This window comes from Pseudomonas sp. SWRI50 (genome assembly GCF_014269095.1).
Taxonomy (GTDB): Bacteria; Pseudomonadota; Gammaproteobacteria; order Pseudomonadales; family Pseudomonadaceae; genus Aquipseudomonas; species Aquipseudomonas kermanshahensis.
In genome coordinates this window covers 267,340-292,971 of record NZ_JABWRW010000002.1, presented here as the reverse complement: position 1 = coordinate 292,971, position 25,632 = coordinate 267,340, and the positions used below count along the sequence as shown (strand labels likewise).

The following is a 25,632-nucleotide window of genomic DNA, read 5'->3' as shown; positions in this document are numbered from 1 at the left end:
TGGGGCTGCTGTGCAGCCCATCGCCGGCAAGCCAGCTCCCACAGGTGCGGCGCTAGACTGGGAGGCTACATCGTTCGGGTGGGAGCTGGCTTGCCAGCGATGAGCCGCGTAGCGGCCTCCTACATCCACCCCGCCAGCACAATCGGCAGCCAGGCGAATGACAGCACCGTTGAACACATCACCAGGTTCGCCACCTGCTCCGGCGAGCGGTTGGCGCGCACGGCCATGAGGTAATTGAACACCGCCACCGGCATCGCCGATTGCACCATCAATACCGCACGCTCCAGCGTATCCATGCCCAAGGCCACGCCAACCGCCCACCCCACCCCCGCGCCCAGGCCGATGCGCAAACCACCCAGCAGCATCCCGCTGCCCACATGGCGCAGGCGAATGCTGGCCAGCGAAACGCCCAGGGTCAGTAGCATCAGCGGGATGGTCATACCGCCGAGCAGGTTCACCGTGTTGGCCAACCAACGCGGCAATTCGAAATCCAGAAAGATGATGGGCATCGCACCCGCCAGGCTGATCACAATGGGGTTGCGGACCAGCGCCTTGAACGAAGCTGCCGTGCCGGAGATGGCCATGCCGACCGTGAACTGCACGATCGACAGGGTCAGGAAAAACGCCACCGCCAGGGCCAGGCCGTGCTCGCCGAAGGCATACAGGCTGATCGGCAGGCCCATGTTGCCGGTGTTGGGAAACATGAACGCCGGCAGTAGCACACGCCAGTGTTGCCCCGAGGCACGGCTGACCAGCAGGCCTGCCAGGGCCATGCCCAACGTGCACAACAGGCAGGCCAGCGCCATGCTGGTAAATGCCGTCGGGTCCAGTTCCGTGCGGCTCAAGGTCGACAGTACCAGCGACGGTGTGCCGACCGTCATCACCAGCCTGGCGATGAACTCAGTGGGGTAGTCCAAGCCTTTGCGGGCCCAGGCAAAACCAATGCCGGCAACGATGAACACAGGTGCCAGAACGGCGAACAACGATGCCAGCATGAGCCTTACCTTCCTGGTGTGCGAAAGGCGTCAGTATGCCGCAGTCCTACGCTGCTTCAACCCGGAAACATAAATGGGTTGATACTGCTACGGGCAAAGCCTTGCCCTTCAAGCTCGGCATCCAACTGCAAGGAGGCCAGGTCATCGGCGACAGGCTCCAGTGCCGGGTCGTGCTCGTAATAAAAGGCCTTCAGGTAGCTTTCGCAGTCACCGCAGCTTTCCGCCTTGACCGCACTGTCCTGACGCTCCAGCGACCAATAGTCCAGCTTACCGGTGTGCTCGCAGTTGCTGCACTTTACCCGCACCATGTGCCAGCGACTCTCGCACAACCCGCAATGCAGGTAGCGCAGCCCAGCACGCTTGCCAGTGAGGATGACGCTGGCCACCGGCGCGCTGGCGCACACTGGGCAGAACTGGCGATGCTCGCCCACTGCCGCATGCGCATGCGCCGGCAAGGCCGCAGCCAGTTGCACGAAGTACAGCCCCAGGGCGGCCCACAAAAACACCGCCTCGCCGCTGTTCACCTTGCCATATTGGCCCTGCAGCAAGTCTTGGGCGCAGGCTTCGCGCTGATCGGCGCTCAGCGCGGCGAGCCTGTCCAGGGCCGCGCATACCGGGTCGCTGGCTTCAGTGCGCAGGTCCTCGAGCAGATGCTCGAGCATTTGCTGCCAGTAACCTGAGTGCAACTGCGTCGATAATGGCGCCTCTGCGCCCAGCCGCTCAGTCAGTGCCTCAAGCACGTTGGCCGGCACGGGAAAATGATCGAGCAAACGCTGCTGGGCCTGCGCGATGGTGGCGGCGAACTCCAAATAGTCGGCGTGCTCATGCCCCTGTGCCAAGTGACGCAAGCGCGCCGCGCGCTTGGCGAAGTGCTGGTCCAGTTGCGGCAGCAACAAGGCGCTGATGGTGCCCACGCCCCCGGTGGGCTGCTCGACCGCCGTCAGTTTGATGCTGCTCATTTCTTCTCGCTCTTGCTGTTGATCTGCTGATACCAGCGATCGTGGTGCGACTTGGCCCAACTGCGTGAGACATAGCCGGTGATCATGCCGCGAATCGAACCTTTCACCCAGAACGCCAGGTACGCATGGCCGATGATCAACAGGATCAGCGAGATGCCTGCCAGTGCGTGGGTAAACAAGGCAATCCGAATCAGCGGGATGCTGAAGTAGTCGGCAAACCACGGCCGCCAGATGATCACGCCACTGAGCATCAGCAAGGTGATCAGGCCCATGATCCCCCAGAACAGGATCTTCTGACCGGCGTTGTATTTGCCGATGCGCAGCGGCTGGCTATGGTCGCCTGCCAACACGCGCTTGACGTTGCGAAACCAGATGCCGTCTTCACGCTCGGGCAGGTTGTACCTGACGAAGCGCACGAACAGGAACATCAGCACCACGAACACCACCACCCCGAAAAACGGGTGAAGGATGCGCGCCAGCTGCGGTGTGCCAAACACGCCATTCAGCCAGTTCAACGACGGGAAAAACCAAGACAGCCCCGACATCGCCACCAGGAAGAAGCAGATGACCATGAACCAGTGGCTGGCCCGGTCGATGAAGCGCGTGCGCAGAATCAATCGGTCCTTGTTCATACCAGGGTCTCCTTGTCGTCTTCCTCGACTTCGTTGGGGCCAACGCCGATGTAGTGGAACACCGTGCCCGCCAGGGTGGCGAAGAATGCCGCGGCGGCTACCGGTTTGAGCCAGCCTTTCCAGCCCTCGATCGCACTGCTGATGCGCGGGTCTGGGTTGAGCTTGTGGTACAGCTGCGGCTTGTCGGCGTGTTGCAGCACGTAGAACACATGGGTGCCACCGACGGCCTGCGGGTCGTAAATGCCGGCACCGGCGAAGCCGCGGCCTTGCAGTTCACTCACGCGTTCTTCGGCCTGCACCAGCATGTCAGCCTTGCTGCCGAAGTTGATCGCGCCGGTCGGGCAGGTTTTCACGCAGGCCGGTTCCTGGCCGACGCTGACCCGATCAACGCACAACGTGCACTTGTAAGCCTTGTTGTCCTTCTTGCTGATGCGCGGTACATCGAACGGGCAACCGGCCACGCAGTAGCCGCAGCCGATGCAATGCTCGGACTGGAAATCGACGATACCGTTGGCGTACTGGATGATCGCCCCCGGTTGCGGGCACGCCTTGAGGCAGCCCGGGTCGGCGCAATGCATGCAGCCATCCTTGCGGATCAGCCACTCCAGCTTGCCGCTTTCGTCCTGGTGCTCGTCAAACCGCATCAGCGTCCAGGTGTCTGGCGTGAGGTCGGCCGGGTTGTCGTACACGCCGACGTTGTGGCCTACCTCGTCACGCAGGTCGTTCCATTCGTTGCAGGCCACTTGGCAGGCCTTGCAGCCGATGCAGATGCTGACGTCGATCAGCTTGGCCACCTCGGCCTGGTGATCGCGGGCACGCGGCGCAGGGGTGAAGGCGTTGGTCGCCGAACGGCGAATGATGTCTTGGGATTGCAGGGACATGTGCGTCGCTCCGTCAGGCCTTTTCCACGTTCACCAGGAACGCCTTGTATTCCGGGGTATTGGTGTTGGAGTCACCCACCCCCGGGGTCAGCGTGTTGGCCAGGAAGCCTTTGCGGGTGGCACCCTCGAAGCCCCAGTGGCACGGGATGCCGATGGTGTCGACCATCTGGCCGGCGACCTCTAGCCGCTGGACCCGCTTGGTCACTACCGCCTTGGCCTTGATGTAGCCGCGCTTGGTGCTGACCCGCACCAGGTCGCCCTGGACGATGCCTTTTTCCTTGGCCAGCACTTCGCCGATCTCGATGAACTGCTCGGGCTGGATGATCGCGTTGAGCCGCGAATGCTTGGTCCAGTGGCGGAACAACTCGGTGATCGAATAGGTGGTGGCCACGTAAGGGAACTCCTCACGGCTGCCCATCCGCGCACGGTCGCTTTCGTACAGGCGTGCGGTCGGGCTCTTGCTGACATTGGGGTGCAGCGGGTTGGACGCCAGTGGGCTTTCGATCGGTTCGTAATGCTCAGGGAACGGCCCATCGTTCATGGCGCCAACCGAGAACAACCGGCCTACTCCTTCGGGCAGCATGATGAACGGGTTGACGTTGCTGCCTGGCGCGGCGGTTACGGGATAGTCCGGGACATCGCTGCCGCTCCAGCGGCTGCCATCCCAGGCAATGATCTGGCGCTTGGGGTCCCAGGCGTTGCCCTGCGGGTCGGCCGAGGCACGGTTGTAAAGGATGCGCCGATTCTGCGGCCAGGCCCACGCCCAACCTGGGGTGCAGCCCAGGCCGCTGTCAGCGTTGTCGCGGCGGGCCATCTGGTTGCCGGCCTCGGTCCAGGAGCCGGCGAACACCCAGTTGAAGCAGGCGGTGCTGCCGTCATCGCGCAATTGGGCGAAGTTGTCCAGCAACTGGCCTTTGCGCAGCACCAGGTTGCCCTTGTCGTCATGCAGGTCCGCCAGGGCGTAGCCGTTGGACTCTTTGGCGACTTCTTCTGGCTCTGGATCGTAGGGGTTCTTGTAGTCCCAGGCCATGTTCAACACAGGCTCGGGGCATACGCCGCCCTCGTCGCGGTACAGCTCGCGCAGCTTCATGAACAGGTGGCCGAGGATCTTGCCATCGTGCCAGGCCTCACCGGGCGGGGCCGCCCCGGCCCAGTGCCATTGCAGCCAGCGGCTGGAGTTGACGATCGAGCCGTTTTCCTCGGCAAAGCAGCTGGAAGGCAGGCGGAAGACCTCGGTCTGGATCGCCGCGGGGTCGACGTCGTTGGACTCTCCGTGGTTCTGCCAGAAGCTCGACGTCTCGGTCGCCAGCGGGTCGATGATTACCAGGAACTTGAGCTTGGCCAAGGCCTCGGCGGCCTTGTTCTTGTCCGGGAAGGCCGCGATCGGGTTGAAGCCCTGGGCAATGTAGCCGTTGACCTTGCCTTCATACATGCGGTTGGAATAGTTGAGTACGTCGTAGCTGTCGTCCCACTTGGGCAACCAGTCGAAGCCCCAGTTGTTCTCAGGGGTGGCCTTGTCGCCCCACAGGCTCTTCATCAGGCTGATGAAAAATTTGGGCGTGTGCTGGTAGTAGTTGACCTGCCCGGGCAGCTGGGCGCTGGGCGTGGTTTCTTTCAGGTAGGTCTCGACCGTGGTCTGGTTGTCGGACGGCAGGTTCATATAACCCGGCAGGCGTTGCGACAGCAGCCCCAGGTCGGTGTAGCCCTGGATGTTGGAGTGCCCGCGCAGGGCGTTGACGCCGCCACCAGCCATGCCGATGTTGCCCAGCAGCAGTTGGATCATGCCCGAGCCGCGAATCATCTGGGCGCCCGTGGTGTGGTGGGTCCAGCCCAGGGCATAGAGGAAGGTGGCGGTCTTGTCCGGTGCGCTGGTGCTGGCAAGGATTTCGCAGATCTGCAGGAAGTCGTCCTTTGGCGTACCGCACAGCTCGCTGACCCGCTCCGGGGTGTAGCGGCTCACATGCTGCTTGAGCAGGTTGTACACGCAGCGCGGGTGGCTAAGCGTCACGTCACGTTTGGCAAAGCCCTGCTCGTCGAGTTCATAGGCCCACGAGCTGCGATCGTAGCGCCGGGTGTTGGCGTCGTAGCCGCTGAACAGGCCGTCGTCGAAACTGTAGTCGCTGCGCACGATCAGGCTGGCATTAGTGTAGGCGCGCACGTACTCGTGCTGGATACGGTCATGGCTGATCAGGTAGTTGACCACCCCCATCAGGAAGGTGATGTCGGAGCCTGCGCGAATGGGCGAATACAGGTCGGCCACTGCAGCGCTACGGTTGAAGCGCGGGTCGACGACGATCACCTTGGCACCGTTGCGGATCTTCGCCTCGATCACCCATTTGAAGCCTACCGGGTGCGCCTCGGCGGGGTTGCCGCCCATGATCAGTACGACGTTGGCATTCTTGATGTCCACCCAGTTGTTGGTCATGGCGCCACGGCCAAAGGTGGGTGCCAGCGCCGACACCGTCGGGGCGTGGCAAACCCGCGCCTGGCTGTCGGTACCGAGGATACCCAGGGCGCGGGTAAAGCGCTGGTCGAGCGAGCCGGTTTCGCTGCTGGCCGCCGAAGAACACAGCATGCCGGTGGACAGCCAACGATTGACGGTAACGCCCTTGGCGTTTTTCTCGATGAAGTTGGCGTCGCGGTCAGCCTTCATCAGCCGGGCGATGCGCTCGATGGCATGGTCCCAGGTGATCCGCTGCCACGTGTCCGAGCCTGGCGCGCGGTACTCCGGGTACAGCAGGCGCTGTTCGCTGTGGATGTAGTCCACCAGCCCTGCCCCTTTCGGGCACAGCGAACCTCGGCTGACCGGGTGGTCCGGGTCGCCTTCGATGTGGAAGATGCGTGCCTTGGCGTTTTTCGCGCCGTCGCCCAGGCTGTACATGAGGATGCCGCAGCCTACCGAGCAGTAGGTGCAGTTGTTGCGGGTCTCTTTGGCGCGCAACAGCTTGTATTGGCGTGACTGGCTGGCATTGGCCACTGCCGGGGCAAAGCCCAGCGACACGGTGGTCGCTGCCGCCGCACCGGCCGTGCACAGTTTGAAAAATTGTCGTCTGCCAAGTGCCATGGGATCTCCTCATCTCGGCCCGGTTAAATACCGGGCACACAGGCGTTACTTATCAACGGGTGTTATCGGCTGGTCGTTCTAATTCGGTGACGGGCACAAGCCAGGGGCAATAGAAATCTACAGCGCGTTATAAAAACGCAACTTCTTTTGCAACTACTAAATGGACAGCGGCATCACACGTTTATCAAGGCGCCCCTTGCGGGCCGCGCCCGCCATTGTAGTGGCAGGATGCCGCAGGGACCAATTGAGCGGCTTGATTGCTTGATAAGTTCTGTCGATCAACAGGCTGATACGGTAATTAATTACGTACCTGTATTGATCCAGATCAATAAATACTCACTGCCCGCCGCCAAAACAATGAATCAATACGACTAAAGTTATTTTTCTGTACAAATTATTATTAAGCGGGCGAATTAAGCCTGTACGTCGCGACGCCCTGCGGCGTCTCGTCGCAGGCCATTGCCCCTTGGGCAAAAGGTTGCAAGCACGTAGAATCGCGGTTCCTTTTCGCCCGTCGCCTTGAACGGTGGCAACCGGCAGCAATGACAGAGTCCGCGCCTGAACACATGACCGCCCATGTGAAATAGGCTCAACCGACCCCGCCCGGCCCAGCTCCCTTACGGCCCAGCGGTTGAGTCTTGCCCAGGTCGCATCCAGCCCAGGCACATCCGTGCAGCCTCTTGGCCCCCTTTCGGGCCCAGTTGGCGTGCGCGTCCGAAGAGGCGCTCATTCCGCTCATCCAACTTGAGGTACGTATGTCTCCGCGTTTGCTGGCCATGGCGCTGGCGCCCCTGCTCGGGCTTTTCATCATTGCCCTGGGCAACGGTTTCATGTCTTCCCTGACCACCCTGCGCCTGGGCGCGGCCGGTGAATCAGCCACCACCATCGGTATTGTGTCGTCCAGTTACTTCATTGGCTTGACCCTTGGCGCGATCTTCAATGACCGGCTGATCCTGCGCATCGGCCATATCCGCGCCTACACCAGCTTCGCCTCGCTGATCGCCGCGACCATCCTGTTGCAAGGGCTGTTTTACGACACTACGTGGTGGTCGATCCTGCGCCTGATCAACGGCTGGGCTGCGGTGGGCGTGTTCCTGGTGATCGAGAGCTGGTTGCTGCTGGCCGGCGACGCGAAAATCCGTGGCCGCTTGCTGGCGCTGTACATGATTGCCTTCTACGGCGCCGGCGTTATTGCCCAGGCAGGCCTTGGCGAAATCACCCGCCTGGGCGACACCGCGCCGTTCATGCTCGCGGGCATGCTGGCGGCGCTGTCGGTGCTGCCGATCGTGATCCTGCCGCGGGTGTCGCCACTGCTGGACCAGGTCGAACCGCTGAAGCCCCGCCAACTGCTGGGGGTGGCGCCGTCGGGTTTGGTCGGCTGCTTCGGTTCGGGGGTGGCGATTGCCGGCATTTATGCGCTGCTGCCGCTGTACCTCCAACGTATTGGCCTGGACGTGGGCGAGGTCGGCAGCATGATGGCCTGGGTGATCCTGGGTGCGATGCTGCTGCAGTACCCGGTTGGGCGCTGGTCCGACCGCAAGGACCGCCAGGATGTGCTGATTGCCCTGGCCGGCCTGTGCGTGGTGCTGTCGTTGATTACGGTGTTCTTGCCGTCTGAATCGTCATTGCTGCCCGCAATGCTGTTCCTGCTGGGTGGCGGCGTGTTCGCCCTGTACCCGGTAGCGGTCAGCCACGCTGCCGACCGTGCACCGTCCGACGCGCTGGTGCCGATGATCCAGGGCCTGCTGCTGATCAACTCGCTGGGTTCGGCGCTGGCGCCGCTGGCGATTTCGCCGATGATGACGTCGTTTGGCGAGGCCGGGCTGTTCTGGGCCTTTGCAGCGGTCAACCTGGCCATGGTCAGCTTCTTCCTGTGGCGCCGAGGCAAGCGCCCGGCGGCCGAGCACCCGGCGCCGTTCGCGGCCTCCACCACCTTCTCGCCCACTGGTGCCGAGTTGCGGGTGACTGAAGACCTGATGCATGCCGCGCAAGAGCATCCGCCGCTGGAGCCGGTGCAAGGCACAGGGGCAGCGCAAGCCGAAACCCGATAACCCCACCTCGGTAGGAGCAGCCCTGTGCTGCGAAGAGGCCAGTGATAGCAGCGAAGATCTGTTGTGTGGTCACCGGCCTCTTCGCAGCACAAGGCTGCTCCTACACAGAAAACGCGTGTTCCTGGGTGACCACCCGTCGCCCAGAGGGCACCGCGCCGCCCTGCTCCAGCCAAACGAATGACAGATCATCCGCACGGGAGATTCATCATGATCCGCATTCGCCCCCTTTCGCTGTGCCTGGCCTTGGCCCTGGGCGCCATCACCGGCACCAGCTTCGCTGCCACCGAACCCACCAATACCGACACCCGCCCACAAACCGACCAGTCCGGCGGCAAGACCGCAGGTGACGGAAGCAGCGTCAACAGCCCCGGCAGCGGCCAGGACAACGACAGCAGCAACACCGGCACCGATGCCGCAGACGGCGCCAGTGGCGGCTCCAACAGCACCGGCGAAGCCACAGGTTCCGGTGCCGGCTACGATGGCGGTACCGCTGAGGACCAGGACAGCCGTTGAGGCTCGGCTGGACTACACTGCGCTCCATCGCCCTGCCAAGGAGTTGCCATGAACGCCAAACCCTGGCTGCTCGCTGCCCTGCTGCCTTTCAGCGTACTGGCCGCCGGGCCGGGCTCTGGCGCACTGTCGATCAGTTCTTCCTCCTTCACCGACGGTGGCGTGATTGCCCTGCAACAGGTCGGGCCAGACCCGGCCTGCGGCGCAGGTGAAGAACGCACCCCGCAACTGAGCTGGGACAACCTGCCCGCCGGGACGCGCTCGCTGGCGCTGGTGATGTTCGACCCGGATGGCGGCAAAGGCCTGGGGGTGGTGCACTGGGTCGCCTATAACATCGACCCAGGCCTGGATGGCTTGAAAGAAGGCGTGGCCGGACTGACCAGCCCTGCCGTGACGGTGGGACGCAACTCCCGCGGCACCGCCAGCTACCGTGGCCCATGCCCGCCCGCCGGGGACAACCCGCACCACTACGCGCTGACGTTGATTGCAACCGACCTCGAACCCGGCATCCTGCCAGCAGACCTGGACCGCAATGGGCTACTGCAGTTGCTGCAAGACCATGCCTTGGGCGCGCAAACCTTGGTGGGGCGTTACGGCCACTGAACAGGCCATGGCCCCCATTACCGGCAATGATCAACGTCATTGCATTTACCCATTGAACGCCGCGCCTGATCTGAAGTAAGCTCGGGCTCATTCACTGGAGAGCAACATGCCGAAACGCACCTGCAATCATGCCAACCACACCGGTCGCACCCTGCGCCCTGTGCTGGCCGTTGCCGGTTGCAAGGCTCCTGCCAGCTTTTATTTTGGGTATTGGTTTAGCCACTAGGCGCCGCTGATACCCACACGGCGCCCACTTTCGAGGGGCCGCCGAACATGAGAATACTCAAACCCCCGGTCGGCTCCCCGACCGGGGGTTTTGCTTTTCAGGCCTTTGAACATTACCGATTTACCTTGAGGACAGATTCATGAACTACGCCACTTATTACTGCGCAAACACCTATGCCTGGCGATTTAGCCAATCCCGTTCGGGCCAGCCTGCCGCCTCCGATCGGTCCTTCAAGGGTGGCAACGCTGCAGCCAACACACCTACAACGATCTGTCGAACACCTCGATAGGGCCGACGACGCGGGCCAGAACCCGCCGTCCGCCCAGGGAAAAACGCCATGCAAGCCTCGAACCTCGCCCTGCCCCTGAACCAACCGCAAGCTGCCAATACTACCGTCAGCCAGCGCCTGCCCAGCCCCCACCTGCTCAAGCAGCAAATGCCGCTGTCCGCTGAGCTCACTCAGCAAGTCCATGCCCACCGCCAGGCCATCCGCGCCATTCTCGAAGGCCGCGACCAACGCCTGTTGGTAGTGGTAGGCCCCTGCTCGATTCACGACCCTCGCTCGGCGCTGGAATACGCCGACCGCCTGGCCGCGCTGAGCCGCGAAGTGGATGACAAGCTGCTGCTGGTGATGCGCGCCTACGTCGAAAAACCCCGCACCACGGTGGGCTGGAAAGGCCTGGCCTACGACCCGCACCTCGATGGCAGCGATGACATGCACGCCGGTATCGCCTTGTCGCGCGGCCTGATGCTGAACATGATCGAGCGCGGCCTGCCCATTGCCACCGAGCTGCTGCAACCGATGGCCGCGGGCTACTTCGACGACCTGCTGGGCTGGGCCGCGATCGGTGCACGCACCACCGAGTCGCAGGTGCACCGTGAAATGGTCAGTGGCCTGGAACTGCCTGTGGGCTTCAAGAATGGCACCGACGGCGGGATTGGCGTCGCCTGCGACGCCATGCGCAGCGCCGCGCACCCGCACCGCCATTTCGGCATGGATGCGCAGGGCTACCCGGCCATCATCGAGACCCTGGGCAACCCCGACACCCATTTGGTGTTGCGCGGCGGCCATAAAGGCCCGAACTACGATGCCACGAGCATCGCCCAGGCCCGCCAAGGGTTGGCCAAAGTGGGGTTACAGGCGCGGATCATGGTCGATTGCAGCCATGCCAACAGCGGCAAGGACCCAGCGCAGCAGCCCGCGGTATTCGAGAACGTGCTGGCACAGCGCGTGGCCGGTGACCGTTCGATTGTCGGCGTGATGATCGAAGGGCACCTGTTCGATGGCTGCCAGTCCCTGGGCAAAGGCGCACTGAAGTACGGCGTGTCGATCACCGATGGCTGCCTGGGTTGGGCGTCGACTGAAACCCTGTTGCGCGAGGCGGCACAAAAACTGTAGGAAGCCGCTAGCAAGCCTTGCGAGACATTTCCCGAACAAGTGCGCTAGGCTTGCGTTTTTACCCTAAGGAGCAGTACCCATGGCACGTGCCACCGCCCGCCACATCCTGGTCAGCAGCGAAGACAAATGCAACGAACTGAAAGCCCAGATCGAAGCTGGTGCCGATTTCGCCGAAGTCGCCAAGGCCAACTCCACCTGCCCATCCAGCCGCCAAGGCGGTGACCTGGGCTCGTTCGGCCCGGGCCAGATGGTGCGTGAGTTCGATACCGTGGTCTTCAGCGCGCCGCTGAACGTTGTCCAGGGCCCCGTGAAAACCCAGTTCGGTTATCACCTGCTGGAAGTGACCAGCCGTCAGGACTGATACCAGGTTGTTCCTCAGGAACGACTCAGCCTCTGTAGGAGCAGCCTTGCGCTGTGAAGTGGCCCGGCCGGGCAATTTCGTTGACCGTGCTGACGCCTTCGCAGCACAAGGCTGCTCCTACAAGGGCTTGTATCGCCTGGGCTGGCTGGTTTTGTTTCTGTGCTTTTCCGTCAACACCCACGCTGCACCCACCCACGCGTTGACCGTCTACGGCGAAGCCCCCCGCTACAACCAAAACTTCCACCATTTCGACTACACCAACCCCAACGCCCCCAAGGGCGGCATATTGCGCCGCTCGGCCATGGAGATTGGCCAGTTCGACCATGTTCTGCCGTACATCGACAAAGGCATCGGCGTCAACGAAGTCGATGGTTGGCTGTACGCGCCATTGGCCGTGCGCTCATTCGATGAACCCTACACCGTCTACGGCCTGATTGCCCGGCGCATGGAACGTGGCCCGGACGATGCCTGGCTGCGCTTCGAGATCGACCCCCGCGCCACCTTCGCCGACGGCAAGCCGGTGCGCGCCGAAGACGTACGCTTTACCTTCGAGCTGCTGATGAGCAAAGGCAGCCTCAAGTACCGCACCCAGTTCGCCGAGGTCGCTGGGGTTACCGTAGAGGGCCCGCATCGCGTGCGCTTCGACTTCAGGCAACCCCATGGCCGCACCCTGCCCTTGGACTTGGCCAGCCTGCCGGTGCTGCCCGAGCATGACTGGCAACAACGCGATTTCGCCAACGGCGCCGGCTTCGACAAACCGGTCGGCAGCGGCCCGTACCGCATCGGCCAGATCGACAATGGCCGCAGCATCAGCTTTGAACGTGACCCAACCTGGTGGGCCAAAGACCTCCCCGTCAGCCGTGGCCGCTACAATTTCGACACGCTGCGCATCGAATACTTCGGCGACACCGAAGTGGCGCGGCAGGTGCTAAAAGGGGGTGGCTACGATTACAACCGCGAGTTTTCTGCCACGGCCTACACCCTCGGCTACAACGGCGCGCAGCTGGACGACGGCCGCCTGCAGCGCGCGCACCTGGGCCCAGCCAAACCGCAGGTTGCCCAAGGTTATGTGTTCAACCTGGACAAACCGCCGTTTCGCGACCGCCGCGTGCGCCAGGCGCTGGGCATGCTCTGGGACTACGAGTGGAGCAACCGGCAGATGATGCGCAACCTCTACATCCGCCAGCAGAGCGTGTTTTCCAACACCCCACTGGCCGCCCGCGCATTGCCCGACGTCAGCGAACTCGAACTGCTGGAGCCATTACGCGGCAAGGTGCCAGATGAGGTCTTCGACCGCGTGTTCACCGCCCCGGTCACCGATGGCACGGGCATCATCCGCACGCAACAGCTGCAAGCGTTGGCCTTGTTGCAGCAAGCCGGCTGGCACCCCGAGGGTGACCGCCTGGTGAACGCCCAAGGCGAGCCGCTGGAATTCACCTTCCTCAACGGCCAGGCTGGCCTGGAACGCCTGCTGCTGCCATGGAAGCGCAACCTGGCGCAGATCGGCGTCACCCTGAACATCCGCAATGTCGACTCGGCCCAATACGTCAACCGCCTGATGGCGCGTGACTACGACATGATCGTGACCGGCTACCCAGTCACGCTGTCGCCGGGGGCCGAGCTGTACAACTACTTCGGTTCGGCAGCGGCCCACGACCCCGGCTCGAACAACCTGATGGTGCTGCAGGACCCTGCAGTGGACAGCCTGATCGACGGCCTGGTACGCGCCAGCACGCAAGCCGACATGCTGCGCCATGCCCATGCCCTGGACCGCGTGCTGCAGTGGAACTACTACTGGATCCCCAACTACTACCCGCCCGGCAGCTCCACGGCCTGGTGGAACCGCTTTGGCTTGCCCAAGGTTCAGGCCACCTATGACGAAGGCCTCGACACCTGGTGGGAAGTCAGCCCTACCCCGCTGACCAACGCGCAGATGGCCGAACGCCTGAAGGCCTCACCATGACGGCCTATATTCTGCGGCGCCTGTTGCTGATCATTCCGACGCTGCTGGCGATCCTGCTGGTCAATTTCGCGATCGTCCAGGCGGCGCCTGGTGGCCCGGTGGAGCAAGCGGTGGCGCGGCTGCAGGGTATCGGCGGCGGCGCACCAGGCGCCCGGGCCGAGGTGGCGCATGGCGAGTCACGGGCCACCCGCGGCCTGGACCCCAAGCTGATCGAGGCGATCAAACACCAGTACGGTTTCGATAAATCAGCCCCCGAGCGTCTCTGGCTGATGCTGAGCCAGTACGCCCGCCTCGACTTCGGCCAGAGCTTCTTTCGTGGGGCCAAGGTCACCGACCTGATCCTCGACAAGCTGCCGGTCACCTTGTCGCTCGGCTTCTGGGCCACGCTCATCACCTATCTGGTTTCTATCCCCTTGGGTATCCGCAAGGCGGTGCGCCATGGCAGCCGCTTCGATGCCTGGAGCAGCGCACTGATCGTGATCGGCTACGCCCTGCCCTCGTTCCTGTTCGCCCTGTTGCTGATCGTGCTGTTCGCCGGCGGCACGTCGCTGAACTGGTTCCCGGTGCGCGGCCTGGTGTCGGAAAACTTCGACCAGCTCAGCCTGCTGGGCAAGGTCGCCGACTATTTCTGGCACCTGGTGCTGCCGGTCGGCGCACTGGTGATCGGCGGCTTCGCCACCCTGACCCTGCTGACCAAGAATGCATTCCTTGACGAGATCTCCCGCCAGTACGTGGTCACCGCCCGGGCCAAGGGGCTGAGCGAGCGGCGCGTGCTGTACGGCCACGTGTTGCGCAATGCCATGCTGCTGGTGGTGGCCGGGCTGCCCCAGGCACTGATCACGGTGTTTTTTGCAGGTTCGCTGCTCATCGAAGTAATCTTCTCCCTCGATGGCCTTGGCCGGATGAGTTACGAAGCCGCCGTGTCGCGTGACTACCCGGTGGTCTTCGGCACGCTGTTCATCTTTACCCTGGCGGGCTTGTTGATCCGTCTGATCGGCGATGTGTGCTACACCCTGCTCGACCCGCGCATCGACTTCGACACGAGGGCCAACTGATGCTCTCGCCCGTGTCGCGCCGCCGCCTGCAACGCTTTCGCCGCAACCGCCTCGGCTGGGTATCGCTGTGGCTGTTCGCAGCGCTATTGCTGCTGAGCCTGGGCGCAGAGCTGGTGGCCAACGACAAGCCCTTGCTGCTGGGTTACAAGGGCGAGCTGTACACCCCGGCGCTCAAGCGTTACACCGAACAGCAGTTCGGCGGCCAATTGCCGTTCCAGCCAGATTACCGCAGTGCCTACGTGCGCCAATTGATCGAGGCCCAGGGCGGCTGGATGCTGTTCGCCCCCATCCCCTTCAGTGCCGACACCCCTAACTACGACCTGCAAGTGCCCACCCCCAGCCCACCCAGTACCAGCAATTGGCTGGGCACTGACGACCAGGGGCGCGATGTGCTGGCCCGGGTGCTGTACGGCACCCGAGTGTCGCTGCTGTTCGCCTTTGCCTTGACCCTAGTCAGCGTGCTGATCGGCGTAACGGCCGGAGCCTTGCAGGGCTACCACGGCGGCTGGGTCGACCTGCTGGGGCAGCGCTTGCTGGAGGTCTGGTCGGGGTTGCCGGTGCTGTACCTGTTGATCATCCTTAGCGGCTTCGTCGAGCCTGATTTCTGGTGGTTGCTGGGGATCATGGCGCTGTTTTCGTGGCTGACCCTGGTCGATGTGGTGCGCGCCGAGTTTTTGCGCGGGCGCAACCTGGAATACGTCAAAGCCGCGCGGGCGCTGGGCCTGCCAGACAGCCAGGTGATGTTGCGGCACATTCTGCCCAACGCCATGAATGCCACGCTGACCTATGTGCCGTTCATGTTGACCGGGGCCATTACCACCCTGACTGCGCTGGACTTCCTGGGCTTCGGCATGCCGGCCGGCAGCGCCTCACTGGGCGAGCTGGTGACCCAGGGTAAGCAGCACCTGGAAGCGCCCTGGCTTGGCTTTACTGCGTTTTTCGCATTAGCGGTGATTCTGTCGCTGCTGGTGTTCATCGGCGATGCGCTGCGCGAAGCGTTCGATCCACATGGTTAATGCACGACCCCTGTAGGAGCAGCCTTGCGCTGCGAAGAGGCCAGTGAAAACCCTGTAAATCTTAGCTGCTTTCACCGGCCTCTTCGCAGCACAAGGCTGCTCCTACAAAAAGACCCACAACCTGCACTGGGAGCATTCGCATGACCCTCAAAGGCAAGACTGCACTCGTCACCGGTTCCACCAGCGGTATCGGCCTTGGCATCGCCCAGGTGCTGGCCCGCGCTGGGGCCAACATCCTGCTCAACGGTTTTGGCGACCCGGCGCCGGCCATCACCAGCATTACCAGCCACGGCGTGAAGGCTATCCACCACCCCGCCGACCTGTCGGATGTAGCGCAAATAGAGGCCCTGTTCGCTGTGGCCGAGCATGAATTCGGCGGTGTCGACATTCTGGTCAACAACGCCGGTATCCAGCACGTGGCGCCGGTCGAGCAATTTCCCGTGGAGAGCTGGGACAAGATCATCGCCCTCAACCTGTCGGCGGTGTTCCATGGCAGCCGCCTGGCCCTGCCCGGCATGCGCGCACGCAACTGGGGGCGGATCATCAACATCGCTTCGGTGCACGGGCTGGTCGGCTCGACCGGCAAGGCCGCCTACGTGGCAGCCAAGCATGGCGTGGTGGGCCTGACCAAGGTCGTGGGCCTGGAAACGGCCGCCAGCAATGTCACTTGCAACGCGATCTGCCCTGGCTGGGTGCTGACCCCGCTGGTGCAAAAGCAGATCGACGACCGCGCCGCCAAGGGTGTAGACCCGCAGCAGGCACAACACGACCTGTTGGCCGAGAAGCAGCCTTCGTTGGCCTTCGTCACCCCCGAGCACCTGGGCGAGCTGGTACTATTTCTGTGCAGCGAGGCCGCAAGCCAGGTCCGTGGTGCCGCCTGGAATGTCGACGGTGGCTGGCTGGCCCAGTGAGGGCCGGCCACGACCTGGTAATGGTCTTGCACCCTTTTCAACTGCAAGGAGGCCTACATGCGCCCACGCCCACTGTCCGCGATCCTGACCTTGACCCTGGCTGCCGCCGCCCCGGCGATGGCTGCCAGCTTGAAGGATATCGCGCCCTATCCTGAGGCGGAAAAAGGCTTCACCCGGCAGGTCATCCACCTGCCGGCCCAGGCTGACGAGTCGGCCTATAAACTGGAAATTCTCGCGGGCAAGACGCTGAAGGTCGACTGCAACCGCCAGCGCTTGGCGGGTAGCCTCGAAGAACGCACGCTCGAAGGCTGGGGCTACAGCTACTACCGCCTGGATAAGGTCGGCGGCCCTGCGAGCACCCTGATGGCCTGCCCGGATGGCAAAAAGACCGATGCGTTCGTGCCGGTGGTCGGCGAAGGCTTCATGCTGCGCTACAACAGCAAGTTGCCAGTGGTGGTGTATGTGCCCAAGGACGTCGAGGTGCGCTACCGCGTGTGGTCTGCCTCGCAAGACGTGCAGAAGGCTAAAGTGGAATAAGAAGCTCGCATCACGCTGACAGGTAGGAGCAGCCTTGTGCTGCGAAGAGGCCAGTAATAGCGCCGAAGATTTACAGTGTTTTCACTGGCCTCTTCGCAGCGCAAGGCTGCTCCTACCCCCCTCCCGCAACAACTGGAGGTTCGCCATGAACGACGTACTCTGGAGCCCCTCCACAGCGCAGATCGAGGCCAGCCGAATGGTCGCGTTTCGCCGCTGGGTCAACCTGCGCTACAACCTCGAATTAAACGACTACCAGGCACTGCACCGCTGGAGCATCGAGCAGCGCTCAGCCTTCTGGCAGAGCCTTGCCGAGTACTTTCACGTTAACTGGCACCAGCCGCCGAGCCACGTGCTGCGCGAAGGCCCGCAAATGCCCGATGCCCAGTGGTTCAGCGGCGCCACCCTGAACTACGCCGAACACCTGCTGCGCCGGCGCGACGACCGCCCGGCATTGATCGCCGTACGCGAAGACGGCCAGCGCCGAGTGCTGAGCCATGCGCAGTTGGCCGCCGAGGTCGCGGGGCTGCAACGGGCGTTCGAGGCCTCTGGTGTGAAACCGGGCGACCGCATCGCCGCCATCATGCCCAACACCTGGGAAACCCTGGTAGCCATGCTGGCCTGCACCAGCCTCGGCGCAATCTGGTCCAGCGCTTCACCCGAGTTCGGCGTGCACGGCATCATCGACCGTTTCGGCCAGATCAGCCCGAAGCTGCTGATCGTCTGCGCCGGTTACCACTATGCCGGCAAGGTCATCGATCAGGTCGACAAGATCAACCAGGTCTGCGCCCAATTACCAGGCCTTGAGCAACTGATCGTGGTACCCCATACCCGCAGCGGGACCCGCGCCGACGAATTCCACGCGTCCCGTGTCGACCTGTGGGAGGTCTTTTTCCAGCCCGGCGGCATGCCTCGCTTCACCCCGCTGCCGTTCGATCATCCGCTGTGCGTCCTCTACTCCAGCGGCACCACCGGCGTACCCAAGTGCATCGTCCACCGCGCCGGTGGGGTGCTGCTGCAGCACCTCAAGGAACACGGCCTGCACAATGACCTCAAGGCCGATGATGTGCTGTTCTACTACACCACCTGCGGCTGGATGATGTGGAACTGGCTAGCCAGCGGCCTGGCTGTAGGTGCCACATTGGTGCTGTATGACGGCTCGCCCTTCCACCCCGGGCCAGCGCGGCTGCTGGACTTGATCGATGCCGAGGGCATCCATGCCTTCGGCACCAGCGCCAAGTACCTGGCCGCACTCGAACAGCAAGGCCTTGAGCCTGCCGCCACGCACCGCCTGACCAGCTTGCGCCTGCTGCTGTCGACCGGCTCGCCACTGTCGCCGCACAGTTACGATTACGTTTACCGCAAGATCAAGGCCGATGTATGCCTGGCCTCCATGTCCGGTGGCACCGACATCGTTGCCTGCTTCGTGCTGGGCAACCCGACGCTGCCGGTGCATCGCGGCGAAATCCAGTGCAAGGGGCTGGGCATGGCGGTGGAGGTCTGGAACGCGCAACGCCAGAACGTGTATGACGAAAAAGGTGAACTGGTGTGCCTGCAGCCGTTTCCGTCCATGCCGCTGGGCTTTTGGCACGACCCCGATGGCAGCCGCTACCACGCGGCCTACTTCAGCCAGTTTCCGGGGGTCTGGGCCCAGGGCGACTATGCCGAGCAGCGTGCCAGCGGTGGCCTGATCATCCACGGCCGCTCCGATGCCGTGCTCAACCCTGGCGGGGTGCGCATTGGCACGGCAGAGATCTACCGCCAGGTGGAGAAGGTCGAAGAGGTGCTGGAAAGCGTCGCCATCGGCCAGGACTGGCAAGGCGATGTGCGGGTGGTGCTATTCGTGCGCCTGCGCGACGGCCTGCAGCTGGATGAAGCCTTGCGCCAACGCATTCGCCAGGTGATACGCCAATACACCACGCCGCGCCATGTGCCTGCGGTGATTGCCCAGGTCAACGACATCCCGCGCACCATCAGCGGCAAGCTGGTGGAGCTGGCGGTACGTGATGTGGTTCATGGCCTGCCGGTGAAAAACACCGACGCCCTGGCCAACCCGGAGGCGCTGGAGCAGTTCCGCAACCACAACGCGCTGCACAATGAGGCATAATGGCGCCCTTTTTTTTACCCCGAAGCACAGGTGTCCCATGAAAGCTCAAGCCCGCCACATCCTGGTCAAGACCGCTGGCGAAGCCGAAAAGCTCAAGCAGCGCATCGCCAATGGCGAGGCTTTCGACGTGCTGGCGAAGAAGTTTTCCACCTGCCCGTCGGGCAAGCGCGGCGGTGACCTGGGTGAGGTGCGGCCTGGCCAGATGGTCGGCGCCATCGACCAGGTCATCTTCAAAAAGCCGCTGCGCGTGGTGCATGGGCCGATCAAGAGCAAGTTCGGCTACCACTTGGTGCAAACCTTCTACCGCGACTGACAGCACCTAGGTAGCAACAGGCCACCTAGCATTATTGCCAGTTGTTCAACGTCAGGCATTTCCCTACAACTCAGGCAGGACCGATACGGTGCGCCTAAGCGCCGCGTCAGGCAGTGGTCCCCTTCTGAGGACACGGAGACCTGCCGATGCGTTATCACCGCCTGCTTGCCCCTGCCGCGTTGCCACTGCTCGCACTGCCGACGCTTGGCTACCCTGATTCACTGACCGTCATGCCGGGCGACAGCCTGGGGGCGATCTCGCAAACCCAACAGGTCGACACCTTCACCATGAGCGGGGGCACGGTCCAGTCGCTGAACCAGGGCCAAGGGTTCGATACTTTCACAATGTCGGGCGGGCGCATTATCGGTGCGTTCGAGGATGGCGATCATGCAATCTTTTCGGGCGGCCAGATAGGGCGAGTCGACTTGAAGCTCGCTGACAACTACTTCGAAATGTCCCAGGACACTGCCGTTGCAACCGAGATCGACGGCAACCTGGTGAGCGGCTTTGGCAACGACACGATCCTGCTGCGCGGGGGCTCGATTGGCGGCAATATCAGCACCAGCGGCGGCCAGGACCGCATTACCATCAGTGGTGGTTCGCTCAAGGGGAATGTGCTCGCCAGCGCCGGCAACGACACCTTCACGTGGTCCGGCGGCAGCATCGGCGGCCGGGTCGATATGGGTATTGGCGATGACTCCGCGACAATCGACAGCCTCGATGCCAAGGCCTTGAACATCAGCGTCGACGGCGGCGCTGGCAATGACACCCTGGTGTTCAACCGCAGCCAGGTGACGCGCGGTGGGTTGTACACCAACTGGGAATCCGTGGCGTTGACCAACGCCAGCCGATTCACCCTCGACGACACCCTCACCTTGGGCGACCTAGGCACCGACACCCTCCCCGCGACCGGTACAGGCAGCTTCAAAATCGATGCGAGCAGCGCGCTGATCGCACGCCAAGGCAGCATCGTGAGTATCCAGAACGGCAACAAGGTGTCGGTCGAAAACGCCGGCACGATAGACCTGTCGCAGGGCAACGATGCCCTGGGGCGCTTGAGCATTCAAGGCGATTACACCGGCAACAACGGCACCCTGCGCGTGAACAGCGTGCTGGCCGGGGATGGCGCGGCCTCCGACCGCCTGGTCGTCAGCCGCGGGGTTATCGCTGGCAGTACTGGCCTGCTGGTCAATAACTTGGGGGGCGCAGGCGCGGCGACCACACAGAACGGTATCCAAGTAGTCGAAGCCCGCGAAGGCGCTGTCAGCCGGAACGACGCTTTCGTCCAGACCCAGACGCTTTCGGTTGGTGCCTACGACTATCGCCTGTTCAAGGGTGGTATCACAGCAGGCAGTGAAAACAGCTGGTACCTGCGCTCGACCTTAGTCGCCCCGCCCGCTCCGGCGCCGGCACCGCAGCCCGGCGAGCCACCCGTGATCGAACCGGCAGCGACCCCGCCTGTGGTTGCGGCGGCGCCCGGGCAAGCTGAACTGCCTGCGCCGGTGCAGGGCAAGCCCTTGGCGCTGTACCGCCCCGAAGTCCCGGTGTACGCCGCTGCCCCTAGAGGCGCCGCGATCATCGCCCGCCAAGCGTTGGGCACCTTTCACCAGCGCCAGGGCGACCAGCAGTTGTTGGCCGGCCAAGGCGGGCTCCCCGCCAGCTGGGGGCAGGCCTACGGCGGCACGCTGCGCCAGCAATGGACCGGCACGGTCAGCCCCAGCCTGGACGGTGACCTGTATGGCTTCAAGGTCGGCCAGGACGTGTATGCCAAGGTCAATGACAGCGGCTATCGCCAACAGGTCGGCGTGTATGTCAGCCACAGTCGCCTGGACGCCGACGTCAAAGGGTTTGCCCTGGCCGTACAAGACCGCAGCGTCGGTGACCTGAAGCTCGATGGCGACAGCGTCGGCGCTTACTGGACACTGGTCGGGCCGCAGCGCGGGTACCTGGATGCCGTGCTGCAGTACACCGACCTGGATGGCCGGGCGCGCTCGCACCGTGGTGACAAGCTGAACATCAAGGGCCATGCCTGGACAGCGTCACTGGAGTCCGGCTACCCCATCGCCCTGTCGCAACGCTGGGCCGCGGAGCCGCAAGCCCAGTTGATCGCCCAGAAGGTCTCGCTGGACACCGCTCGTGACAGCGTCTCGCGCGTCAGCCATGACGCCCAGGTTGAACTAACGGCGCGCTTGGGTGCGCGCCTTGAAGGCACCTTCACTGGCACCCGTGGACGCCTGCTGCAACCTTATGCGCAGGTCAACCTGTGGCACGGCGACGGTGGCCGCGACACGCTGACGTTCGATGACCTCGACACGATCAAGACCGACTACCGCTACACCTCGGTGCAACTCGAAAGCGGTGTGGTGGTGCAAGTGAGTGAAGCGCTGAGCCTGCACGGCGGCGTGCAGTACAGCGCTAACTTGGACAGCCGCCAGCAGGAAGCCAGCGGCGTGAACCTGGGTGTGCGCTGGCAGTTCTAACGGCGCGCTGCCAGCAGACCGAGGCCAGCGCAGCCCAGCAAGGAGGCGCTGACCCGGTTGAACATCCGGCGCGGCCCAGGTTGGCTGAACCAGCGCTGCATATAGGCGCCAAGGCCCGCATAGATGGCGATGGCGGCCCACTCCAGCAGCAGGAACAGCACGCCAAGCCACAGGAACTGCTCACTGACCGGGGTAGCACCGCCGACCGAGACGAACTGCGGCAGGAAGGCTGTGAAGATCAGGATGGCCTTCGGGTTGCCCGCCGCCACCCAGAACTCCTGCCGCGCCAGGCGCCAGGTGCCGCGTGGGTGATCACCCGCCACCACGGCTTCACCAACAGGGGCCCGCCACAGCTGCCAGGCAATGTAGAACAGGTAGGCAGCACCAATCACCTTGATGGCGAGGAACAAGTATTCACTGGTATGCAGCACCACCGCCAGGCCCATGGCCGCCAGCGCAATCATGCCGCTGAAAGCGACAATGCGCCCGCCACCGGCCACGCAGGCCGTGCGCAGGCCGTAGCGGCTGGCATTGTGCAACGACAGCAGGTTGTTGGGCCCGGGCGCCATGTTGAGGGCGAAGCACGCGGGGATGAACAGCAGCAAACTGGCAAGATCCATTTTTATTGTCCTCTGACATCAAGCGCTTATTTCGACCGCAGACGCGCACAGGGTCAAGTTACAGCCAGCCGAAAAAACTGTACGGGTCCCCTGCTACTGGTAAGCTTTTGCTCCTGTCGAGGACCCTTTCATGCCCCGCTCACAAGCCCGCGTCTGGCGCGATACTGCCCTGCCCTTCGTCGAAAGCCGCCGCGCCTGCCACAGCCGCGCCTGCTACAAGGCGCATAGCCATCCGACCTTTTCCATGGGCGCAGTGGATGCCGGCTTCAGCCTGTTTACCGGCGCAAGCGGTGGTCAGCAACGCCTGACACCCGGCACTTTGGTGATGGTCCCGGCAAAGCGTGTGCATGCGTGCAATCCGGCGCCTGGCCAGGCCTGGAGCTACCAGATGCTGCACGTGGATGCCGACTGGCTGTCGCAACTGCGCCTGGAGTCTGGGCTGCGCGGTGCGCAGGCGGGTGAGCCTGCACGTATCAGCCATGTGCCCGCCTTGTACAGCCAGTTCTGCGCGCTGAATGCCTTGTTGTTCTCCAGTGCGAGCAACGGCGCGAAAGAGGCGGCGCTGATTGCTTTCATGGGGGACCAGGACTTCTGCTCGCACCCGACGCTGGAGGCGACACCGGCGCTGGGCGCCTCCCTGCTCAGTGGCCTGGTCGAGCGGATCGAGGCTGAGGACCCTGCGCAACTGAGCCTGACGTTGTTGGCCCAGGAGACGGGATTGGGGCGTTATCAACTGATCCGGGCGTTTCGCGCAGCCACCGGCCTGACGCCCCATGCCTACCTGCTCAACGCCAGGGTCAATCGCGGTCGGCTTCTGTTGAACCAGGGCCTGGCGCTGGCAGAGGTCGCCTATCAGCTTGGGTTTGCCGACCAAAGCCACTTTCAGCGGGTGTTCAAGGCGCACGTGGGCGTAACGCCCGGGCAATACCGAGGCCATTGAGGCCCCGCGCAATAATCTTCAATACGTGCTCCAGGCTCGACGCCAGACTGCGGTTTTCCCCTGCCGGAGTCGTCCCGCCCATGGAGCAGTTCCTGATCGTCGCCCTCGCCCACTTCCTAGCCCTGCTGTCACCCGGCCCAGACTTTTTCCTGGTTGCCCGCACCTCCATCAGTGGCGGTTGGCGCACCGCCAGCGGCGCGTGCCTGGGTATCGCGTTGGCCAATGGCGCCTTCATCGCCATGGCCTTTACCGGCCTGTCGATTTTGCGCGAAGGCAGCACGTTGTTCATTGCTTTGCAACTGGCCGGTGCGGCTTACCTTTTGTACATCGGCACACAATTCTTGCGCTACGCCGGGCATTCCAACCTGGCCGCAGTTGCCGGCAATGGCGCTGTACCAAGTGGGTGGCGCAGCCTGGCGATGGGCTTTTTGTCGGGCATTCTCAACCCCAAGAACGCGCTGTTCTACGCCAGCCTCGCCAGCATGGTCGCCAGCAGCAGTGTCGGCTGGAAGGTGGTGTATGCGGGCTGGATGTTCTGCATCGTGCTGCTCTGGGACCTGCTGGTCGCCGTGGCCATCGGCAACCAGCGCGTGTTGCAGCGCTTCGCCCGCGCCTTGCCCTGGCTGGAGCGGGCTTCGGGGGTCATGCTGATGGTGTTGGCCGGGGGGTTGCTTGTGCACCTTGCGCGGGGCTGATCAGCTCAAGGGTGGCCAGGTCGAGCAGGCTGAAATGGCCGCTGGCCCAGCCGCCGGTGTCCAGGTGCCAGACATTGCCCAGCTGTTTGACCTGCAGCACGGGTGTATGCCCGACCAACAAGGCACGGATGCCGTGCACAGGCCGGGTGTCGCCCTCCTTCAGCCGGCGCCGCGACCATTGGCAGACTTCGCGTACCTCGGGGTCGTCATCCAGTTCCAACCAGCTACGTAACACGGGCCAATCGGCGAAGGGGCTGTCGGCATGCAACAGACCGATCAGGCCCGCTGCACTTTCAACTTCCATACCGATCGGCAATTGCTCGAAGCGTTCGACAAAACGCCGCTGCTCGGCCTTGGGCAGCTCAAGAAACCAGCCACCACCGGCGGCGTGGTACATCTCCAGGTCGAGCCGGCCACCGCGCAGGTAGGTAACCGCCAGCGCCTCATGGTTCCCCTGCACGGCATGAAACCAGGGCAGGTCCAGCCATGCCAGCGCCGCGTGGCTGAGCGGACCGCGGTCGACCAGGTCACCGACGCTGAACAGGCGGTCCACTGCGGGGTTGAACCCAACCGCTTGCAGGCACCGAACAAGGCGCCCGAAGTGCCCGTGGATATCACCCACCGCCAGGTCTCGACCCAGGGGGTTGGCGGCTACCCGCCGAAACCGACTCATTACAAACTTCCTCTGCGGGTGCTGTCATGGCAGGCGTAGAATAAAAGGACACGTCTTTCACCTTGGAGGTGCATCATGCGTACCGCCCTCGTGTGTGCCGTGCTCGTGGCGCTGTCATTGAACAGCATGGCACAAGGTGCTCCGGCTGCGCAGGTCGAGGTGCGATTCGACCATCCCGAAAAATTTCGCGATGCCAGCCTCGACAGTGCCGGCTACGAACGGGGTGCCGATGCCTATGTCATGAAGGCCCTGACCGAGTACCTGCAGAAGCTCGGCCAGCGTTACTTGCAAGCTGACCAGCAGCTGGTTATCGACATCCGTGACATCGACCTGGCCGGGCGCTTCGAGCCTTGGCACAGCAATGCCTACGATGTGCGCTTCATGCGCGAAATCACCTGGCCGACCATCGACCTCAGCTACACCCTCAGCCAGCCCGGCAAACCTGCCCAGCAAGCGCAGGAACGGGTCAGCGACAAGATGTACCTCAGCCGCCCGGGGCGCGTGACCAGCAGCAGCGACCGCCTGTATGCCGAAAAGGCCATGCTGAACGACTGGTTCCGCCAGCGCTTCGCACCGCACGCGGCTTCCTGAAAAACCCTTCACTGGTACAGGTGTTGCGGCCAGGCGTATGCTCGGCCCTTGAC

At 63.4% G+C, this 25,632-nt stretch carries 23 protein-coding genes; 16 read left to right on the top strand and 7 right to left on the bottom strand.

Annotated elements, in window-relative coordinates:
• Positions 1-119: 119 nt before the first annotated feature.
• The 5 genes from HU750_RS03570 to fdnG are packed head-to-tail and all read right to left on the bottom strand — an operon-like array spanning position 120 to position 6,531.
• Positions 120-995: an AEC family transporter gene (locus HU750_RS03570; protein ID WP_186676794.1), complete on the bottom strand. Its 876-nt coding sequence runs from the start codon at positions 993-995 to the stop codon at positions 120-122.
• 56 nt (positions 996-1,051) lie between these two features.
• On the bottom strand, positions 1,052-1,954 hold the full coding sequence (fdhE, locus tag HU750_RS03565) for a formate dehydrogenase accessory protein FdhE (protein ID WP_186676792.1): 903 nt from the start codon (positions 1,952-1,954) through the stop codon (positions 1,052-1,054).
• A complete protein-coding gene (locus tag HU750_RS03560; protein WP_099429468.1) occupies positions 1,951-2,586 on the bottom strand; it encodes a formate dehydrogenase subunit gamma in 636 nt (211 codons plus the stop codon). The genes fdhE and HU750_RS03560 overlap by 4 nt, the downstream gene beginning before the upstream one ends.
• On the bottom strand, positions 2,583-3,467 hold the full coding sequence (gene fdxH / locus HU750_RS03555) for a formate dehydrogenase subunit beta (protein ID WP_027596742.1): 885 nt from the start codon (positions 3,465-3,467) through the stop codon (positions 2,583-2,585). The genes HU750_RS03560 and fdxH overlap by 4 nt, the downstream gene beginning before the upstream one ends.
• A 13-nt stretch (positions 3,468-3,480) precedes the next feature.
• Complete coding sequence (gene fdnG / locus HU750_RS03550) at positions 3,481-6,531, bottom strand: formate dehydrogenase-N subunit alpha (protein WP_081717572.1); 3,051 nt, start codon at positions 6,529-6,531, stop codon at positions 3,481-3,483.
• A gap of 755 nt (positions 6,532-7,286) precedes the next feature.
• On the opposite strand from fdnG, the gene HU750_RS03545 reads away from it, so the two are divergent.
• The 13 genes from HU750_RS03545 (at position 7,287) to HU750_RS03485 (ending at position 22,060) form a co-directional block, all read left to right on the top strand.
• Positions 7,287-8,582, top strand: coding sequence for an MFS transporter (locus HU750_RS03545; protein ID WP_099453999.1), 1,296 nt, complete (start codon positions 7,287-7,289; stop codon positions 8,580-8,582).
• 207 nt (positions 8,583-8,789) lie between these two features.
• The gene (locus HU750_RS03540) at positions 8,790-9,095 is read left to right on the top strand and encodes a hypothetical protein (protein ID WP_099453998.1); all 306 of its coding nucleotides are present in this window, start codon (positions 8,790-8,792) and stop codon (positions 9,093-9,095) included.
• A gap of 48 nt (positions 9,096-9,143) precedes the next feature.
• Positions 9,144-9,695 (top strand): YbhB/YbcL family Raf kinase inhibitor-like protein, encoded by a 552-nt coding sequence (locus HU750_RS03535; protein ID WP_027594869.1) that lies wholly within the window; start codon positions 9,144-9,146, stop codon positions 9,693-9,695.
• A 563-nt stretch (positions 9,696-10,258) separates the two neighbouring features.
• Positions 10,259-11,320, top strand: coding sequence for a 3-deoxy-7-phosphoheptulonate synthase (locus tag HU750_RS03530; RefSeq protein ID WP_186676788.1), 1,062 nt, complete (start codon positions 10,259-10,261; stop codon positions 11,318-11,320).
• 79 nt (positions 11,321-11,399) lie between these two features.
• Positions 11,400-11,681, top strand: coding sequence for a peptidylprolyl isomerase (locus HU750_RS03525; protein ID WP_027594867.1), 282 nt, complete (start codon positions 11,400-11,402; stop codon positions 11,679-11,681).
• Positions 11,682-11,808: 127 nt separating this feature from the next.
• Positions 11,809-13,644: an extracellular solute-binding protein gene (locus HU750_RS03520; RefSeq protein WP_238348876.1), complete on the top strand. Its 1,836-nt coding sequence runs from the start codon at positions 11,809-11,811 to the stop codon at positions 13,642-13,644.
• Positions 13,641-14,699, top strand: coding sequence for a microcin C ABC transporter permease YejB (locus HU750_RS03515; protein WP_027594865.1), 1,059 nt, complete (start codon positions 13,641-13,643; stop codon positions 14,697-14,699). The genes HU750_RS03520 and HU750_RS03515 overlap by 4 nt, the downstream gene beginning before the upstream one ends.
• Positions 14,699-15,715 (top strand): ABC transporter permease, encoded by a 1,017-nt coding sequence (locus HU750_RS03510; RefSeq protein ID WP_186676787.1) that lies wholly within the window; start codon positions 14,699-14,701, stop codon positions 15,713-15,715. The genes HU750_RS03515 and HU750_RS03510 overlap by 1 nt, the downstream gene beginning before the upstream one ends.
• A 140-nt stretch (positions 15,716-15,855) precedes the next feature.
• Positions 15,856-16,626 carry a 3-hydroxybutyrate dehydrogenase gene (gene hbdH / locus HU750_RS03505; protein WP_186676785.1) on the top strand — a complete coding sequence of 257 codons (771 nt, stop codon included), beginning with the start codon at positions 15,856-15,858 and terminating at the stop codon, positions 16,624-16,626.
• Positions 16,627-16,683: 57 nt separating this feature from the next.
• Positions 16,684-17,163, top strand: a complete 480-nt coding sequence (gene eco, locus HU750_RS03500) for a serine protease inhibitor ecotin (protein WP_186676783.1) — start codon at positions 16,684-16,686, stop codon at positions 17,161-17,163.
• 145 nt (positions 17,164-17,308) lie between these two features.
• The gene (locus HU750_RS03495; RefSeq protein ID WP_186676778.1) at positions 17,309-19,267 is read left to right on the top strand and encodes an acetoacetate--CoA ligase; all 1,959 of its coding nucleotides are present in this window, start codon (positions 17,309-17,311) and stop codon (positions 19,265-19,267) included.
• A 37-nt stretch (positions 19,268-19,304) separates the two neighbouring features.
• A complete protein-coding gene (locus HU750_RS03490; RefSeq protein WP_186676776.1) occupies positions 19,305-19,580 on the top strand; it encodes a peptidylprolyl isomerase in 276 nt (91 codons plus the stop codon).
• A 146-nt stretch (positions 19,581-19,726) separates the two neighbouring features.
• Positions 19,727-22,060: an autotransporter family protein gene (locus HU750_RS03485; protein ID WP_186676773.1), complete on the top strand. Its 2,334-nt coding sequence runs from the start codon at positions 19,727-19,729 to the stop codon at positions 22,058-22,060.
• Here the strand turns inward: HU750_RS03485 and HU750_RS03480 are convergent.
• Positions 22,057-22,680 (bottom strand): LysE family translocator, encoded by a 624-nt coding sequence (locus tag HU750_RS03480; RefSeq protein WP_027594859.1) that lies wholly within the window; start codon positions 22,678-22,680, stop codon positions 22,057-22,059. The genes HU750_RS03485 and HU750_RS03480 overlap by 4 nt on opposite strands.
• Before the next feature lie 130 nt (positions 22,681-22,810).
• Here HU750_RS03480 and HU750_RS03475 point away from each other — a divergent pair, with 130 nt between their 5' ends.
• Both HU750_RS03475 and HU750_RS03470 read left to right on the top strand, forming a co-directional pair.
• Positions 22,811-23,620, top strand: coding sequence for a helix-turn-helix transcriptional regulator (locus HU750_RS03475; RefSeq protein WP_186676769.1), 810 nt, complete (start codon positions 22,811-22,813; stop codon positions 23,618-23,620).
• An 80-nt stretch (positions 23,621-23,700) separates the two neighbouring features.
• Positions 23,701-24,315, top strand: coding sequence for a LysE family translocator (locus HU750_RS03470; protein WP_186676765.1), 615 nt, complete (start codon positions 23,701-23,703; stop codon positions 24,313-24,315).
• Here the strand turns inward: HU750_RS03470 and HU750_RS03465 are convergent.
• Positions 24,263-24,988 carry a metallophosphoesterase gene (locus tag HU750_RS03465; protein WP_186676762.1) on the bottom strand — a complete coding sequence of 242 codons (726 nt, stop codon included), beginning with the start codon at positions 24,986-24,988 and terminating at the stop codon, positions 24,263-24,265. The genes HU750_RS03470 and HU750_RS03465 overlap by 53 nt on opposite strands.
• Positions 24,989-25,063: 75 nt before the next feature.
• On the opposite strand from HU750_RS03465, the gene HU750_RS03460 reads away from it, so the two are divergent.
• Entirely contained in the window at positions 25,064-25,579 is a 516-nt protein-coding gene (locus tag HU750_RS03460) for a DUF3016 domain-containing protein (protein WP_085273400.1), read from the top strand.
• Positions 25,580-25,632: the final 53 nt, after the last annotated feature.